General features: G+C 43.7%; 16 protein-coding genes, 1 tRNA gene and 1 pseudogene. 5 read left to right on the top strand and 13 right to left on the bottom strand.

The window, feature by feature from the left end:
* Positions 1–5: 5 nt before the first annotated feature.
* The 8 genes and pseudogenes from glmU to ACNS8M_RS12695 form a co-directional block, all read right to left on the bottom strand.
* Positions 6–1,370 carry a bifunctional UDP-N-acetylglucosamine diphosphorylase/glucosamine-1-phosphate N-acetyltransferase GlmU gene (gene glmU, locus ACNS8M_RS12730; RefSeq protein WP_419224893.1) on the bottom strand — a complete coding sequence of 455 codons (1,365 nt, stop codon included), beginning with the start codon at positions 1,368–1,370 and terminating at the stop codon, positions 6–8.
* Positions 1,371–1,388: 18 nt separating this feature from the next.
* Positions 1,389–1,910: a phosphatidylglycerophosphatase A gene (locus tag ACNS8M_RS12725; protein ID WP_419224892.1), complete on the bottom strand. Its 522-nt coding sequence runs from the start codon at positions 1,908–1,910 to the stop codon at positions 1,389–1,391.
* Positions 1,876–2,805: a thiamine-phosphate kinase gene (gene thiL, locus ACNS8M_RS12720; protein ID WP_419224891.1), complete on the bottom strand. Its 930-nt coding sequence runs from the start codon at positions 2,803–2,805 to the stop codon at positions 1,876–1,878. The genes ACNS8M_RS12725 and thiL overlap by 35 nt, the downstream gene beginning before the upstream one ends.
* Positions 2,806–2,830: 25 nt before the next feature.
* Positions 2,831–3,280, bottom strand: a complete 450-nt coding sequence (nusB, locus tag ACNS8M_RS12715) for a transcription antitermination factor NusB (RefSeq protein WP_419224890.1) — start codon at positions 3,278–3,280, stop codon at positions 2,831–2,833.
* A 4-nt stretch (positions 3,281–3,284) separates the two neighbouring features.
* Positions 3,285–3,755: a 6,7-dimethyl-8-ribityllumazine synthase gene (gene ribE / locus ACNS8M_RS12710; RefSeq protein WP_004974350.1), complete on the bottom strand. Its 471-nt coding sequence runs from the start codon at positions 3,753–3,755 to the stop codon at positions 3,285–3,287.
* Positions 3,756–3,766: 11 nt separating this feature from the next.
* Positions 3,767–4,888, bottom strand: coding sequence for a bifunctional 3,4-dihydroxy-2-butanone-4-phosphate synthase/GTP cyclohydrolase II (gene ribBA, locus ACNS8M_RS12705; protein WP_419224889.1), 1,122 nt, complete (start codon positions 4,886–4,888; stop codon positions 3,767–3,769).
* A gap of 377 nt (positions 4,889–5,265) precedes the next feature.
* Complete coding sequence (locus ACNS8M_RS12700) at positions 5,266–6,456, bottom strand: HlyD family efflux transporter periplasmic adaptor subunit (protein WP_419224888.1); 1,191 nt, start codon at positions 6,454–6,456, stop codon at positions 5,266–5,268.
* A pseudogene (locus tag ACNS8M_RS12695) lies at positions 6,453–6,894 on the bottom strand (ATP-binding cassette domain-containing protein); the annotation flags it as partial. The gene ACNS8M_RS12700 and the pseudogene ACNS8M_RS12695, both read right to left, overlap by 4 nt.
* A gap of 336 nt (positions 6,895–7,230) precedes the next feature.
* Here ACNS8M_RS12695 and ACNS8M_RS12690 point away from each other — a divergent pair.
* A complete protein-coding gene (locus ACNS8M_RS12690; protein WP_168419383.1) occupies positions 7,231–7,881 on the top strand; it encodes a response regulator in 651 nt (216 codons plus the stop codon).
* A gap of 170 nt (positions 7,882–8,051) precedes the next feature.
* Here ACNS8M_RS12690 and ACNS8M_RS12685 read toward each other — a convergent pair.
* Positions 8,052–8,142, bottom strand: a tRNA-Ser gene (locus ACNS8M_RS12685).
* Between the two features lie 119 nt (positions 8,143–8,261).
* Here ACNS8M_RS12685 and ACNS8M_RS12680 point away from each other — a divergent pair.
* Positions 8,262–10,142: a potassium transporter Kup gene (locus ACNS8M_RS12680; RefSeq protein WP_168419384.1), complete on the top strand. Its 1,881-nt coding sequence runs from the start codon at positions 8,262–8,264 to the stop codon at positions 10,140–10,142.
* Between the two features lie 116 nt (positions 10,143–10,258).
* Here ACNS8M_RS12680 and ACNS8M_RS12675 read toward each other — a convergent pair whose 3' ends face one another.
* Positions 10,259–10,855 (bottom strand): hypothetical protein, encoded by a 597-nt coding sequence (locus ACNS8M_RS12675; protein WP_419224887.1) that lies wholly within the window; start codon positions 10,853–10,855, stop codon positions 10,259–10,261.
* Between the two features lie 310 nt (positions 10,856–11,165).
* On the opposite strand from ACNS8M_RS12675, the gene ACNS8M_RS12670 reads away from it, so the two are divergent.
* Both ACNS8M_RS12670 and ACNS8M_RS12665 read left to right on the top strand, forming a co-directional pair.
* Positions 11,166–12,242, top strand: a complete 1,077-nt coding sequence (locus ACNS8M_RS12670) for a DNA/RNA non-specific endonuclease (protein WP_168526706.1) — start codon at positions 11,166–11,168, stop codon at positions 12,240–12,242.
* A gap of 48 nt (positions 12,243–12,290) precedes the next feature.
* Positions 12,291–12,536 (top strand): hypothetical protein, encoded by a 246-nt coding sequence (locus ACNS8M_RS12665; RefSeq protein ID WP_136143622.1) that lies wholly within the window; start codon positions 12,291–12,293, stop codon positions 12,534–12,536.
* A gap of 108 nt (positions 12,537–12,644) precedes the next feature.
* On the opposite strand, the gene aqpZ is transcribed toward ACNS8M_RS12665, so the two are convergent.
* A complete protein-coding gene (gene aqpZ / locus ACNS8M_RS12660; protein WP_168542730.1) occupies positions 12,645–13,340 on the bottom strand; it encodes an aquaporin Z in 696 nt (231 codons plus the stop codon).
* 109 nt (positions 13,341–13,449) lie between these two features.
* The gene (locus ACNS8M_RS12655; RefSeq protein ID WP_419224886.1) at positions 13,450–14,451 is read right to left on the bottom strand and encodes an AraC family transcriptional regulator ligand-binding domain-containing protein; all 1,002 of its coding nucleotides are present in this window, start codon (positions 14,449–14,451) and stop codon (positions 13,450–13,452) included.
* A gap of 123 nt (positions 14,452–14,574) precedes the next feature.
* On the opposite strand from ACNS8M_RS12655, the gene ACNS8M_RS12650 reads away from it, so the two are divergent.
* Positions 14,575–15,189, top strand: a complete 615-nt coding sequence (locus tag ACNS8M_RS12650) for a hypothetical protein (protein WP_419224885.1) — start codon at positions 14,575–14,577, stop codon at positions 15,187–15,189.
* 355 nt (positions 15,190–15,544) lie between these two features.
* On the opposite strand, the gene hisF is transcribed toward ACNS8M_RS12650, so the two are convergent.
* Positions 15,545–16,303 (bottom strand): imidazole glycerol phosphate synthase subunit HisF, encoded by a 759-nt coding sequence (gene hisF / locus ACNS8M_RS12645; protein ID WP_004974384.1) that lies wholly within the window; start codon positions 16,301–16,303, stop codon positions 15,545–15,547.
* Positions 16,304–16,360 lie beyond the last annotated feature (57 nt).

Below are 16,360 nucleotides of genomic sequence, written 5' to 3'. Positions count from 1 at the left end.
TCCTCTTATTTTTTCAATTTTTGTGGACGTTGATAATTTTCTTTAGTGAACTGTTTAGAACGTTCCACAGCTAAACACTGTTCTGCAACATCACGGGTAATGGTCGAACCTGCGCCTACCGTTGCACCATTGGCAATGGTGACAGGTGCAACCAATGAACTATTTGAACCAATAAAGACTTGGTCACCAATAATAGTTTTAAATTTATTGGCACCATCATAATTGCAAGTAATCGTACCTGCACCAATATTGCTGCCTGCACCCACTTCGGCATCCCCTAAGTAGGTAAAGTGGTTGGCTTTGGAGCCTAAACCAATTTGACTGTTTTTCACTTCAACAAAGTTGCCAATATGCACTTCATTGGCCAATATTGTACCCGGGCGTAAACGTGAGAACGGGCCAATTTGCGCATCTTCACCTACAACCGCTTGGTCAAATACGCTATACGGCTGAACTTTAGTGCCCGCAGCAATTTTGGTGTTTTTGAGGATACAACCTGCACCAATCTCTACGCCATCACCTAGTTCGCAATTACCTTCAATAATCACGTTAATGTCAATGCGAACGTCTTTACCTGCATGGAGATTGCCACGTAAATCAAAACGGGTTGGGTCAATTAAATGCACACCTTGTTGCATAAGTTGCTTGGCTTGGAAGTTCTGGAATTCACGTTCTAAGGCAGCCAATTGTACACGGTCATTCACGCCTTCTACTTCAAAAGCCAGTTCGGGTTTTACCGATGCAACTTCTAAACCATCGGCAATTGCCATCGCCACAATATCGGTCAGGTAATATTCACCCTGTGCATTGTTATTGCTTAGTTTTGGCAGCCATTCATGTAATTTGGCATTACTGACGCAGTAAATACCCGTGTTAATTTCTTGAATTTGGCGCTGTGCTTCAGATGCATCTTTATGTTCAATAATCGCTTGAATTTTACCGTTTTCACGCACAATACGACCATAACCCGTGGCATCGGCAAGGGTGAGTGTCACCAATCCAATTTGGGTTTCACGTGAAACATCGAGCAGCTTTTGTAGGGTTTGCTCTGTAATGCAAGGTACATCTCCCGATAAAATCAGTGATACACCTTCACGTGGTAAAACAGGCAAAGTTACTTTGACTGCGTGACCTGTGCCCAGCTGTTCAGCCTGTTCGACCCACTGTATCTGTTCATGCGTAAAAGCATTTTGAACCAAAGTACCGCCATGACCGTAAATGGTAATAATATGATCGGCTTGTAATTTTTTTGCGGTATCAATCACGTGACCCAAAAGAGGTCGTCCTGCAAGAGGTTGTAATACTTTTGGTAAATTTGAACGCATGCGCGTGCCTTTACCTGCAGCAAGAATAATCACGGTGGTAGACATGTTGAATCCTAGTGATGGCTAAACCAAAGTAAAAGATAAATAAATATAAATACATAATGCGGCCCAAAGACCCGCAATAATATCGTCCAGCATGATGCCAAAACCGCCTTCGACTTTACGGTCAATCACGCGAATCGGCCATGGTTTCCACACATCAAATAGTCGGAACAGGGCAAATCCTGCAATCACCCAAACCCAGTTGATTTGATCAATAAAAATCAGGGGGAGGAAGGTGATGGATTGTCCTGCAAACTCATCCCAGACAATGCGCCCATCATCATGCACGCCCATGACTTGTGCGGTACGTCCACAGATATATATGCCAACCAGGGACATCATAGCAATGGCAAAAAGGCTTGGAATAAAACCAAGAAAGAACCAGATTGGAATAAACAGCAGGGCAAAGGCTGAGCCAAAAGTACCAGGCGCCTTAGGTAGTAGACCTGAACCGAAACCAACACCACACCATACAATCAGTCGGTCAGTCCAAGACATGGCTTTGAAATTAATCTCGGGTTTGTGCAAAGTGTTGGTATCCATGAAAATGAAGTGAACGATCTACGCCATTCTGTTCAAAGCTTAAGCGGTTTTGATTGTTAATTTTACCGATAATATGAATAGGGGTATCTAAGGTTTGTTGCAAAAGTTGCTGATAATTTTGCGGGCTTATTGTAAAGCATAACTCATAGTCATCGCCACCAGCCAAAGCATATTGCCACTGCTTTTGTTGTGGCAATTCGGTTAATGCAGCATCTATAGGCAGTTGATCGAGTTCAATACATCCGCCCACCTGAGAGGCTTTTAGAATATGTCCCAAATCTTGAGCTAAGCCATCTGAAACATCAATCATGCTTGAAGCCAACCCTTTGAGCTGTCGTCCAAGTTGGCAGCGTGGTGTTGGATAGTCCAAACGCTGTTTTAAAGGGTGTTCAAGATGGTTAAGCCCAAAGGCAGCATCACCAACTTGTCCACTGACACAAATGTAATCGCCCACTTGAGCACCAGAACGAGCAATGGCTTGTCCGTGTTCAATCCAGCCAAGTGCGGTAATAGTAATGGTTAGATGTGGACTCTGAGTCGTGTCGCCACCAATTAAGCGCACGCCAAATTGATCGCAACAATCGTGTAAACCCTGACTAAAGCCTTTTAGCCAATCGTGATCAATTTGGGGTAGGCTCAAGGCCAATAAAATACTGTGCGGAGTTGCACCCATCGCTGCAATATCCGATAAATTTACTGCAACGGCTTTCCAGCCAATGGCATGCGGGGAGGTGTCTAGGGGAAAGTGTCGTCCTGCGATGAGCGTGTCGGCACAAATCACCAGCTGTTGTTGGGGGGGGGGGGTAAGCAAGGCTGAGTCATCACCGACACCTATATCGACAGCATCGGGATGCGGTCTGTTGAAATAGGTATCAATAATAGAAAACTCAGCCATACAACAATCGACTCAATAATTTGAATTAGTTGCTTTGTTGCTTTTCTTCTGCACGCAAGCTGTTGGCAAGACGGTCTAATACACCATTGATGTATTTATGGCTGTCTGCACCGCCGAAGTGTTTGGCCAGTTCAATCGCTTCATCCAATACCACACGATATGGAATTTCTAGATGTTGTTCTAACTCATACGCACCTAAACGTAAGGTAGCGAGTTCAACACCATCGAGCGCTTGAATATCACGATCAAGAACAGGCACCAGTAATGCATCCAATGCTTCATGGTTGGCAACCACTTGAGTCAGCAATTCATGGTAATAACCAAGATCCACTTTGTGCATGGCGTTTTCCACACGGGTACGTGCTTCAATCTCATGCACTGGATTGCGGCTCATCTGCCATTCATAAATACCTTGCACAGCAAAACGACGTGCTTTACGTTTTGCTGCATAAGTGGCTTGAAGTGTTTGCGACATAGCGTTAAATAGCCTTTAACAAGTTAACCATTTCAATTGCAGTTAAGGCAGCTTCACTTCCTTTATTACCTGCTTTTGTTCCAGAGCGTTCAATCGCTTGTTCAATACTGTCCGTAGTTAATACACCGTTAATCACAGGTAAGCCTGTATCTAAACCCACCACGCCTAAACCTTTGGCACATTCGCCTGCAACAAAGTCAAAGTGTGGTGTGCTACCGCGAATCACTGCGCCGAGTGCAATAATCGCGTCATAACCATTCGATGCAGCTAATTTTTTAGCGACTACAGGAAGTTCCCAAGCGCCTGGTGCATGAACAACGGTGATATTATCCTCTGATACGCCATGACGTTTCAATGTGTCAATTGCGCCATCAAGCAAATGCTCAACCACAAAACTATTAAAACGACCGACTAAAATCGCATAACGGCCTTCGCTAGCGAGATGTAATAAACCTTCAATACGGCGAATTGCCATAGCAACCTCGATTATTTCTCTGATGTTGGATCTGCGGTGACGTATTCCACCACTTCTAAGTTAAAGCCTGATAAAGCATTGAAACGTAATGGTGAGCTGAGCAGCTTCATTTTTTCAACGCCTAAATCACGTAAAATTTGTGCACCCACGCCAATGGTTTGATATTGCTGAGACAATGCAGCATTGGCTTTGCCCTGTTTCGGGGTTTTTAGGCTATCTAGGGCTGGGCCCAAGTCCTGTAACTGCCCCTGACCAATCCACACCAAAACACCACGTTCGCTGTCTGCAATTTCTTTAAGCGAACGGTCTAAATTCCAAGTTGCGGAACCGTCTGCTTTGTTTAGTTTGAGCAAGTCACGTGTTGGATTAAAACCATGCACACGGACTGTGGTCACGCCTTCTTTAGGCTCGCCTTTGACTAATGCTAAGTGAATATCTGGGTTACCCAATTCACGGTAGCGATACAAGTCAAACGTGCCATATTCGGTGTCAATGCTTTGCTGATCTAGACGCTCTACAGTTTGCTCATTGGTCATACGGTAGTGGATTAAATCTGCAATGGTGCCAATTTTGAGGCCATGTTTTTCAGCAAAAACTTCTAAATCTGGACGACGCGCCATGGTGCCGTCTTCATTGATAATTTCACAAATTACCGATGCTGGCTCTAAACCTGCCAAACGGGAAAGGTCACAACCTGCTTCGGTATGACCGGCACGGTGCAAAACGCCACCTGGCTGTGCCATGAGTGGGAAAATATGCCCGGGCTGAACAATATCGGCAGGCTTGGCATGTGCAGCGACTGCAGTTTGAATGGTATGCGCACGTTCTGCGGCAGAAATACCGGTCGTAATGCCTTCAGCAGCTTCAATGGATAAGGTAAAGTTTGTGCCATGTTGCGCACCGTTGGCATCGACCATTAAAGGTAGGTTCAATTGCTGGCAACGGTCACGACTTAAGGTCAGACACACAAGACCACGTGCATGCGTAATCATGAAGTTGATATCTTCAGGGCGAACGTGAGTCGCGGCAATGACTAAATCGCCTTCATTTTCACGGTCTTCATCATCCATCAGGATGACCATTTTTCCTGCACGGATATCTGCTACGAGCTCTTCAACAGTATTGAGCGGCATCTACCTTCACCTTCTGATTTGTCTGGAACGACATTTTACTGACATAGACGCATAGTCTAACGCTTTTTGCCCTGTTTTGCCTATGCTTATCATTTGCATTGCGTGACTTATGGTTATACACAGTGCAGCAAGGCTTGCAAAGGGGCGTAAATTGTTATTTTACTGTTTGGTGTAGATTATTTAGGCAGTTGGAGTGCGGTAGGAATTAGAAAAACCAGCAACTGAGCGCATCCAGTAAATCAAGCCTTTAGGGTGAGTGTCGTCACTAGATGCTGTTCCAAATAATAGGATGCTCACTTTAGACAGGATGTGACCAATCCTGTCTAAAGCGCTGTTGCTGTTAGGGTAAAATAAAATTTTGATAAAGTCAGATTGTTTTAACGCTCACGTAAGGCTTCTTTGGCTTTGTTAAATGGCTTGATGAGATAATCCAATACCGTTTTTTCTCCAGTTTTAATATCCACGGTCGCAACCATACCCGGGGTGATGCTAAAATTTTGACCTGCTTTATTGCTCAGTTGGTCGGAATCAGTACGAATATAGACCCGATAATAAAATTGATCTTGTTTGACTTCATCTCGCAAGGTATCGGGCGAAATCACGGTTACTTTGCCTTTTAAGCCACCATAAATTGAATAATCATAGGCGCTAATTTTCACCAAAGCGTCTTGATCAGGGCGAATAAATGCAATATCACGCGGCAAAATTCGTGCTTCGACCAGCAGTTGTTCATCTAGCGGTACAATGGTCATCAGCTTGCCGTTTTGCGGAACGACACCGCCCAAAGTCATCACATCAATTTCTTTGACAATGCCATGTACAGGTGATTTAAACAGCGTGCGGCTCAAGCTATCTGATTTGCCTTTTACCACTTGTGCCTGAGTTTCAATGTCGGTATTGGCTTTGGCCAGTTCTTCACGTGATTTCACATAATACTGATTGCGCACATCACTCATTTGATTGCGTAAATTATTGGCTTCACGTTTTAAACGCAGTACTTCCACCTCACTAGCAGCACCTTTGGCAACCAACGGTTCGGTCATGGCCAGTTCCTGCTCTACCAGTGTCAGAGCTTGTTTTAGTCCAGACAAAGATTCTTCTAAATTGGCGCGGCGTGAGCGATACAATGCTGTTTCTTCATTGACCAGTTGCGGCTCTTTTAATACTTCGGCAGGGAAAGACAAGGCGGTGCCATTCACTTCTGCGCGCAGGCGTGCAGCTGTGGCCTGTGCTGCGAGCAATAATGATGTGGACTCACCAACATTCGAGGCAAAACGCGTTGGGTCGAGTTGTGCTAAAACTTGACCTTGCTTGACAATTTCACCTTCACGGACGTGCAGCTGAGTTAAAATACCACCTTCCAAAGATTGCACAATTTGCTCTTTAGATGAAGGAATGACCTTGCCTGTACCCGTCGTGACTTCCTCAAGTTTAAACACCCATGCCCAAACCAGTAAGACCAGCAAACCAATACAAATCAGCCAGATAAAAACACTGGATTTAGGTAATTCAGGTTCAAGATCGGTCAGTTTCATCACTCGCTGAGGGTTAAGTTCTTTTTCGCTCATGCTTTTACTCCCGACGCAGGGCTAGCTTTTATCTGAGATTGACTTAAGACCTGATCACGTGGCCCATCCATGACAATTTTTCCATCATTCATGACAATAATTCGATCTACCAATTCCAAAACCGCCCGACGATGGGTCGCAATCACCAAAGTACGCTGTCCTAGCCAGCCTTTTAAATGCTCAATCAATTGTTTTTCGGAAATATCATCAATTGCAGCGGTAGGTTCATCTAGCAGCAAAATATTTGGTTGGCGAATCAATAAGCGTGCAAGTAATAAGGCCTGACGTTGCCCACCTGAAAAGCCAATGCCACCTTCTAAAATGACATGATCCAGCCCTTCTTTTTTGTCTTGCACAAACTGTAATGCCCCTGTGATTTTAAGCGCATGTAAAAGAAAGATCATCATCACTGGCCAAAGGCGCACCCGCCTTAGGGTTTATCACTGAAATTAATATTTTTTAAAAGGTAGGTTTGTTGCTCTATCGAATAGCTTTTTGAAAGTCTTTATTTGAATTTATCTTATCCGCTGCAATATGAATTGATTATGGCTGTGGATAATTTTTTGAAACGTGTGCATAACTATTGGATTCAATGTAGTTAGACCATCGTCTTGTTGTATATTCGAGACGTGTTGACAGGGGATGTCATAAAAAATACACACTTTTCTGTGATTTCTTGCACAATAAATGCAAAAAAGTCATATCTTGCATATCCTTCATTGTACTTGTGTGGTTAGAATAGAAGAACTGTGCACAAGATCTCTCACGTCTGTTATGAATATATTAATCGTTGATGATCATCCGCTGTTTCGTCATGCCTTAATTCAGGCGGTTCGTTATAGCTTACCGCAAGCTCAAATTCATGAAACTGCTGCAGTGAATGAATTGTATGAGCGTTTGGAAAATGGGCCTGAGCCTGATCTTGTTTTATTAGATTTGAATTTGCCAGGTGCATCGGGCTTTTCTGCTTTAGTGCATGTACGTGCGCAATATCCATCTATCCCGATTATTGTGGTGTCTGCTCACGAAGAAGCATCGATTATTCAGCGTTCTATTGCGCATGGTGCAATGGGCTATATTCCAAAATCGGCACATCCAAGCCATATTGGAGAAGCTATTCGTCAGGTACTGGAAGGTGAAATTTGGTTACCACCAAACTTGGCTGCCAACGTAAGTTTTGACCCTCGTGCTGCAGATGAAACCGCTTTGGCCGAACGCATTCAATCTTTAACTCCGCAACAATTCCGTGTATTGATGATGGTGGCAGAAGGCTTATTGAACAAGCAAATTGCCTATGAGTTAGATGTTTCTGAAGCTACCATTAAAGCGCATGTAACGGCTATTTTCCGTAAATTGGGTGTGCAAAATCGTACTCAGGCAGTTTTGGCAATTAATGCTTTAAATATTGAAGAAAAGAAAATGTGATTGATCTGTAAAAGATTGATTTTAATAGCCGCTGTATTGATCTTGAAGATTGAACAGCGGTTTTTTATTGGGTGATGATCGCTACTCACCTTATATTGGCCATAAAAAAAGCCTAAACCCTTTGGATTTAAGCCTTCTAAGACATCATGTGACTACATGATAATGAAATTTGGCGGTGAAAGAGGGATTCGAACCCTCGATACGCTATTAACGTATACACACTTTCCAGGCGTGCTCCTTCAGCCACTCGGACACTTCACCATAGGCGGTGGATAATAACCAAAAAATAGCATAAAGCCAAGTTGAAACATTTGATTTAGAGAAAAACTTATAACGTAGTGCTATGATTCTCAAAAATACCGTCTAAATTGAAGACACCTATGCAAAGTACTGCAAAAAAAGCAGCCTTACCCGTTGTTACTTTGGCTGCACTCGGAGTTGTATTTGGGGACATTGGAACCAGTCCGCTTTACGCCTTCCGACAAACTTTTTTAACGGCTCATCTTGCAATTACCCAAGCCAGTGTTTTAGGAATTTTATCCCTGATTTTCTGGTGCATGATGCTCACCATTAGCTTCAAATATGTCACCGTTATCATGCGTGCCGATAACAATGGTGAGGGTGGGATCATGTCGTTACTGGCATTGAACCTGCGAACAACCCGCATTGCTGAAGATAAAAAAATCTTCCTGATTGCACTTGGCTTTATTGGTGCATCCCTGTTCTTTGGCGATGGCATTATCACTCCCGCAATTTCTGTGCTGTCTGCTATTGAAGGGCTGAGCATTGCCACGCCTGTATTTAACCAATGGTTAGTACCACTCTCGATCGGTATTTTAGCGGGATTATTCATGGTGCAGCGTCATGGTACAGGCACCATGGGCAAATTTTTTGGCCCTTTAACGTTGTTGTGGTTTTTTGCGATTGGTGGTGCAGGCTTGCTCAGCATCATCCAAACCCCATTTGTATTGGCCATGATAAGCCCACATTGGGCCTTTAACTTTGTGGTACAACAACCCTTTGTGGCATTTTTAACCATGGGTGCTGTGATTCTGACCATGACTGGTGGTGAAGCGCTGTATGCCGATATGGGGCATTTTGGTCGCATGCCAATTCGTCTAGCTTGGTTTGTCATTGTCTTGCCTTGTCTATTACTGAATTATGCAGGACAAGGTGCGCTTTTATTGCGTAACCCAGAAGCCATTGAAAACCCATTTTATATGCTAGTACCAGAATGGGGTCTATACCCGATGATTGGGCTCGCTACAGCTGCGGCTGTCATTGCGTCTCAAGCTGTGATCACAGGTGTTTTTTCAATGGTCAATCAGGCCATTCAATTGCGTTATTTACCTCGCCTGACGGTACGCCACACCTCCGATGTAGAGCGTGGGCAAATTTATTTGCCATTTATTAACTGGGCCTTATTTATTTCGGTGCTGATTTTAATTTTGCTATTTGAAAACAGTGCCAATTTAGCCAGTGCCTATGGTGTGGCCGTGACCATGACCATGCTTTGCGGCACGATTTTAATTTCAATTTTGGCCTATGGTTTTTGGCGCTGGCCTATGTGGAAAGTTGCCCTGTTTGCGGTGCCATTTTTAACGTTGGACTTAATTTTTGTGGCGTCAACTTCGCTCAAAATTGTCGCAGGGGGATGGGTCCCAATCTTAATTGGTGCAGTCATGTTTACCATCTTGATGACTTGGAAAGATGGTCGTGCCTTAGTCATTAAGCGTTTGGAAAAAGATGCCTTGCCGATTGATCTGTTTATTCAAAGTGTCAGCATGGGTAATGAAACCAAATTTGTACCAGGAGATGCGATTTTCCTGACAGGTACGCCAAACATTGTACCGCATGCCATGTTGCACAATATTAAGCACAATAAGGTGCTGCATGAACGTAATATCATGGTGACGGTGATTACTCGCGATATTCCATTTGTGGCACAGCAAGATCGGATTCAGGTCGAAAAGCTGGATGATCGTTTCTATCGGATTAGTATGTATTACGGTTTTAAAGATCAGCCGAATATTCCGCGTGCTTTAAAACAAGCTTACAACCAGCTCGAATTTGAGTTTGATATGATGCAAATGAGCTTCTTTATTTCGCGAGATCGTATTGTGCATACCGTGGGTGATGGTATGTCACCATGGCGTGAAAAACTGTTTATTTCTATGCAGCGTAATACCAGTCCTGTAAGTGATTTTTATCAAATTCCAACCAACCGTGTGGTTGAATTGGGCAGTCAAATCGAGATTTAAATTTGACTCATGCAAGGCTAAAAACCAGCACCTCATGTGCTGGTTTTTTATTTTTACAATTTTCTGATCTTTCAAATCAAAAAATTGGGAAGATGTCGATATTGAAGACAGCAATATTATTGTTCTGTAGAGTTCGGTTGCTCGGCGTTTACATCTGTATCCTGTGCTGCAGGGGCAACTGTTTCAGGTATAGATTCACTTGGCATATTGGCCGCAGCATGTTCAGGCATGTTGGTTGCTGTCGCTTGAGGTGTAGTCTGTAAAGTTTCTGCGCTGATCTCTAAATCATCACCTGCATTAATCGGTAAATCTGCCGAAGAAGACAGTAACGGGGCAGATGGCGTAGCGGTGTGTTGCTCACTCACCTGTTCTGCTTGTGTGGCATGTTGTATAGCTGTTTCGGTACTGGCAGAAGCAGGCACAGAAGCCTCAGGCTGTGCAATCATCTCTTGATCAACTGCGTTCGGGAGTGCAGTCATCGGTGGCGTATTTTCAGTATGCGTCACAGCTTGGGGTTCAGCATTTTGCACAATACGGATTTGCCCACTGGCTACCAATTCCTCTAAAGAGCCTACTTGCCCATTAATACTGGTCTGAATTTTGACTTTAGACAGGCTTTCTAAAGTATCGCCCGTTTGAATGGGTGGTTCTGAAAAGGCAGAAATGCTCATCAAGGAACTGGTTAAACCGAAAGCAAAAAGATGAAAACGCATGTTTGACTCCATCAAAACTATTTTTAAATCATTACGCATACCGCTTAAAAAATAGGGGCGGTATTTGTTGTATTTTGGGTGGCATGAGCTTGGCAGATTTGCCAAAAGTGTTGCAATCAAACCTACTAAAACTACCTCAGACTGATGTCAAACTTGCCTAAAACTCAGGCTGTGTGGGGCTTTTGTAGGGTTATATGCGGACTTTTGTTTAATTGTTAAACGAACAAGAGTGACTTCATATACAAGCTGTAAGTGGATTGTTAAGCTCGAGCATCCTCTGCGGATCTAGAGCGAAGTTACAGTAAGGGTTATGGCAAGAAAACGGCGCAATTCCAAAAAACATTGGACTCAAATTTTCAATCAAAATAGTTTAAAAGTACTGCTGGGTGTTGTGGCAACAGGCAGCTTCGCGATTGCCTTTGGTCAGGAAAAAGTAAGTCAGTGGATGTCGCTGATTCCAAGTACAGGCAACGGTGCATGCCTGACTCCGTTTTATAGGGAAGTACCGCCATATTTACTGAAAGCTAGCCTGCAAAAAGACAGTTATCCGCTATGTTTTAATGATTTTAGTGTGATGTATTCAGGTGTATCCAAAACGCCGTTATGGGTGGCTGAAGCATTAACCCCTGCACGTTTTAATCAGCGTATTCCACGTGAAGATAATTTTCATGAAGAACCACGGGTTAAGGCAGAACACCGTGCGACGTTACAGGATTATCGTGGTTCGGGCTATGACCGTGGTCACATGGCGCCAAATGCAGATATGACCAATTTGGCCGCGCAGTTTGATAGTTTTTCTCTGGCCAATATTGTGCCGCAAGCACCTAAAAATAATCAGCAAGTCTGGCGTGAACTTGAAGAAGCCACCCGTGCAATGGTGACCAAACAAAAGCAAGATGTGTATGTGATTACAGGGCCAAGCTTCAATACCAAACGTCTAAAAACGATTGGGCAGGGTGTGATTGTGCCGACTGCAGTATATAAAGCCGTGTATATGCCGAAAACTGGGGCGATTGGTGCTTACTATGCACCGAATAATGACTCACTACAGGTGAAAGTGGTCAGTGTCTGCTATTTAGAAGAACAGTTGGGCATCAATTTATTCCCACAATTAAGCGAAGAGCAAAAGCGAAATACTTACAAATTGCCACTGACCGCGAATGCTGTCAAAGCCAATACGCCAATTGCATATTCGCATTGGGATGCAGAAAGCCAATGTGCTGAAGAGGTGCCTACCGAGCAGTTACAAGCTTTACAGACCGAATTTAAACGCTCAGGCAGCAGTCCTGCTTCAGGTGCCAGTATTGACACAGAAACCCAAGATGCAATTGTGAAGCAGTTGATTGAAGCACTGTTGCAATATATTTTACAGTTGTTGAAATCTTAAACTGGGTTAAGATGCAAAGTATGGCCCCTTCACGCTCAGGTGAATTCAATGTTTAAACCGTTTCAAAATGGCACTGAATCACACGCCATTTATGATCTAACCTTAGAAAATGATCTCGATTGCATCAATGTCTATGGCAATTTGCAAATCAGTAAGGATCAGGCAGGGTTACAGGCAGCTAAAGCCTTGCAAGCTATGATTAATGAGGTCGTGGCAGCATTGGAGCAATGCCCAAACTTACCTGAAAAACTGGAACGTCCCGAAGCGGGTGAAATTGAAAATCCATTCTTATGATGGATAAAATTTAAACGGATTGTGCTTCCAAGCAGCAAGATATAAAAAAGCCCGCCACTTTACAGCGCGGGCTTTTTATTTTGAATCATTCAAATGCAAAGTTTTGAATTAGTCTTCAGTTTTAGCCATAGCTCGATACAACACCGCACCAATCACCGCACCGACAATTGGAGCGACCCAGAAAGCCCAAAGCTGGCTCAGTGCTGCAGTTTCTGCAAAGAAGGCTACACCTGTACTACGTGCAGGGTTAACAGATGTATTGGTCACAGGAATACTGATCAGGTGGATTAAGGTCAGTGCCAAACCAATTGCAATTGGGGCAAAACCTGCAGGCGCACGTTTGTCAGTTGCACCCATAATAATCATCAAGAAACCTGCAGTGAGTACAACTTCAATCATTAAAACTGAGCTAAGTGCGTATTTACCAGGAGATAAATCTCCATAGCCGTTGGTTGCGAAACCACCTGTACCTGCAAAGCCTGCTTGACCTTGAACAATCAGATACAGCACCAATGCCGCTAGCGTTGCACCAATAATTTGCGAAATAATATAAGGCGCCAGTTCTTTGGCTTCAAAACGACCGCCTGCCCATAAACCAATACTGACCGCAGGGTTAAAGTGTCCACCTGAAATATGACCAAGCGCATAGGCTGCTGTTAAAACGGTCAAACCGAAAGCAAGTGATACACCTACAAAACCAATGCCCAATTCAGGGAAAGCTGCCGCCAATACCGCACTACCACAGCCACCGAAGACCAGCCAGAAGGTCCCAATCAGCTCCGCGAAATATTTATTTAATTTGATTCTCCAGTGCTTATTTTTTGAGTTAAATTGATTTAACTTAAATTAAACTAATCGCATTTTATAACAATAGTGTGATGAATTTATCATAAATTTGAGTAGAAAGGATAAATTATACACGGCGCTGCAAGCGCCATTGTTGAGGGGTGTGCTGTGTCCATTGTTTAAAGGCGCGCTGAAAAGCACTCTGTTCTGAATAACCCAAGAGCAGAGCAATTTCCTGCAAACTTAAATGCGGGTCTTGCAAATACTGTTCTGCCAGTAAACATCGTACTTCCTGCATACGCTTTTGATAAGTCGTGCCTTGCTGTTGTAAATGGCGCTGTAATTGACGTACAGAAATATGCAATTGTTGGGCAATATGTTCAATTTGATACATATTTTTTTGCAGACCCGTCAAAATGGCTTGCTGCAGGCGCTGATCGGTCTGGGTGCTATTTGGTAGTTTATCTAGCAAGGCCTGCGCCTGTTGCAGCAATAGATGCTGTAAGGTTTGATCGCCCTGATGAAAGGGTTTTGCCAACTCGGAAATGGGCAGTAACACTTGGGTAATTGGCTGAGAAAAACGCACTTTGCAATGAAAATACTGTTCATACAGCGCAATGTTTTTAGGTGCGGGATGATGAAAATGCACTTCGTGCAGGCAAATGTCCTCAAACTGCATAAAATGCTTAAGAAATTCCATCATTAAAGCAATTGTGATCTCATCGGTCAGTTGTGTGGTCATATGCACAGGCAATTCCGACCAACGGATAGATAAATAATCGTTTTGTGCTTCGACCTGCAACGGGCCGCCATCATAAATCAGCCGATGAAAATCATGGTAACGTTGTAGTGCCTCGCCCAAATGGTCACAGGACAGGGCTAAATAGGCAATGATGCCCAAATGTTTGGGCTGCACATATTTGGCAATTTCCAGGCCCAAGGCAGGTTGCGGTAACTGCTGCTCTAAGGTGTTAAGCAATTCACGCCAAAGCGCATAATCAAAGCGTTCAAGATTTTGAATACTATGTAATTTTTCTGGAATAGGCAGTTGTTTTGCTTGGTAATAGCACATTAATAAATGCCCTAAGCCGCCATAGACCGAGCCTGTATATTCTTTGAATTGTTGCATGTGTTATCAATTTATTTTTGTCGTCATTTGTCAATGATATAAATTTCTTTGGTCAAGATCTAGTCTACTACTGCACCTATAGTGAACACAGCGGTCAAATCGTACAGGCAGGGAGGCGAGCTGATGTTAAAAGGATTTGTGGTAGGTTTGGTGGTTGCCAATGGTTTTGAATGGGTGGCACATAAATATATTTTGCACGGAACACATCGCCTGGGGCAGCGCCGTTATAGTCCAGTGCCTGAGAGTATGAAATCGCATTGGGAGCACCATCGTGAAGTGCGTAAAACCAGTTTTCATGATCATGGCTATGTTGAAGGCATCAGTAACTGGCGTACTAAAAATGAAATTGTGTCTTTGGCTGTGGTGGCTACAGTCGCCAGTGGTGTGTTCTATCCGATCTCTAAGGGCATGAGTCTGGCTGCTATTTATAGTGCAGCGAATTATTATTATATTCATCGTCGTGCGCATTTAGAGCCAGAATGGGCGGTTAAAAAAATTCCGTGGCATTATGACCATCACATGAACAGCAATCAGGATGCGAACTGGTGTGTGACTAAGCCTTGGTTTGATTATCTTTTAGGAACGCGAGTCATTTCAGCGCCTGCTTTACAGGAGCAAAATCCGCTAGGCATTGCCTTACCTCAGGTGATTGCACAGGGTTTAAACCGTTTGTCTGCTGCATATTTTCCTGCCAAATGGGTCGAGAAAAAATTAGCTGTGGCAGAGCAGGTATCTTAACTATATTGCAGCAAATGAAGGTTTGTAGTGACAGCTTAGGCAAGTCTTATCGCAAATGGTCAATATTTTAGGTGTTTTTGGTCAATATTTCGGCTAAAGCTCTGCGTATATTGTGTGCAGTGAAATATCCACGGATGTTTCGGTTGAATATTGTGTGATGATGAATTGATTTTGTTGATTATTTTTTATAAGTCTATTTAAAAAGATAAAAGAACCTCAGCGCTGTGGTTTTTTGAGTTGATAGGAGTCTTCGGACTCCTTTTTTTCTGCCTAAATTTTACGTTGACTTCAGTTTTAGGCTAAAAAAAGTGCAATCCTCAGATTGCACTTTTCACAGTTCGTTTGCACTATGATTTTACAAACGCATTTCAATGCCTTGTGCTGCCAAATATTGTTTGGCTTCAGGAATGGTGTGCTGACCAAAGTGGAAAATTGAGGCGGCCAGTACCGCATCGGCACCGCCTTTTAGAATTCCATCGGCCAAGTGTTGTAAATTGCCTACACCGCCAGAAGCAATGGTAGGTACCGTCACACGGTCATTGATGGCACGCATGAGTGCCAAGTCATAGCCTGCTTTGGTGCCATCGGCATCCATTGAGGTGACCAGCAACTCACCTGCGCCGTAGTCTGCCATTTTTACAGCCCATTCAATTGCGTCAATACCAGTGGGTTTACGACCACCGTGGGTGAAAATTTCCCATTTGTTATCACCCGTTTTTTTCGCATCAATAGCAACCACAATACATTGTGCGCCAAAACGCTGTGAGGCTTCCTGTACAAATTCTGGGTTAAACACGGCTGCAGAGTTAATGCTGACTTTATCTGCACCTGCGTTCAATAACAGGCGAATGTCTTCAACCTTGCGCACGCCACCACCTACGGTCAGAGGAACGAACACGGTTTCTGCCATACGCTCTACAGTACGGTAAGTGGTATCACGACCATGATGGGTAGCGGTAATGTCTAAAAAGGTGATTTCATCGGCACCTTGTTCATTATAACGACGCGCCACTTCTACAGGGTCGCCCGCATCACGAATATCAAGGAATTGCACGCCCTTGACCACGCGACCATTATCTACGTCTAGGCAAGGAATAATACGTTTCGCTAGCATAAATTTTTCCAATTATTACAGCCGATTATGAAACTCACCCACACAAGCGCTACACCT

The organism is Acinetobacter sp. A2 (assembly GCF_048537555.1).
Taxonomy (GTDB): domain Bacteria; phylum Pseudomonadota; class Gammaproteobacteria; order Pseudomonadales; family Moraxellaceae; genus Acinetobacter.
The sequence above is the reverse complement of the archived record's forward strand: the minus strand, read 5'-3'. Positions and strand labels throughout refer to the sequence as shown.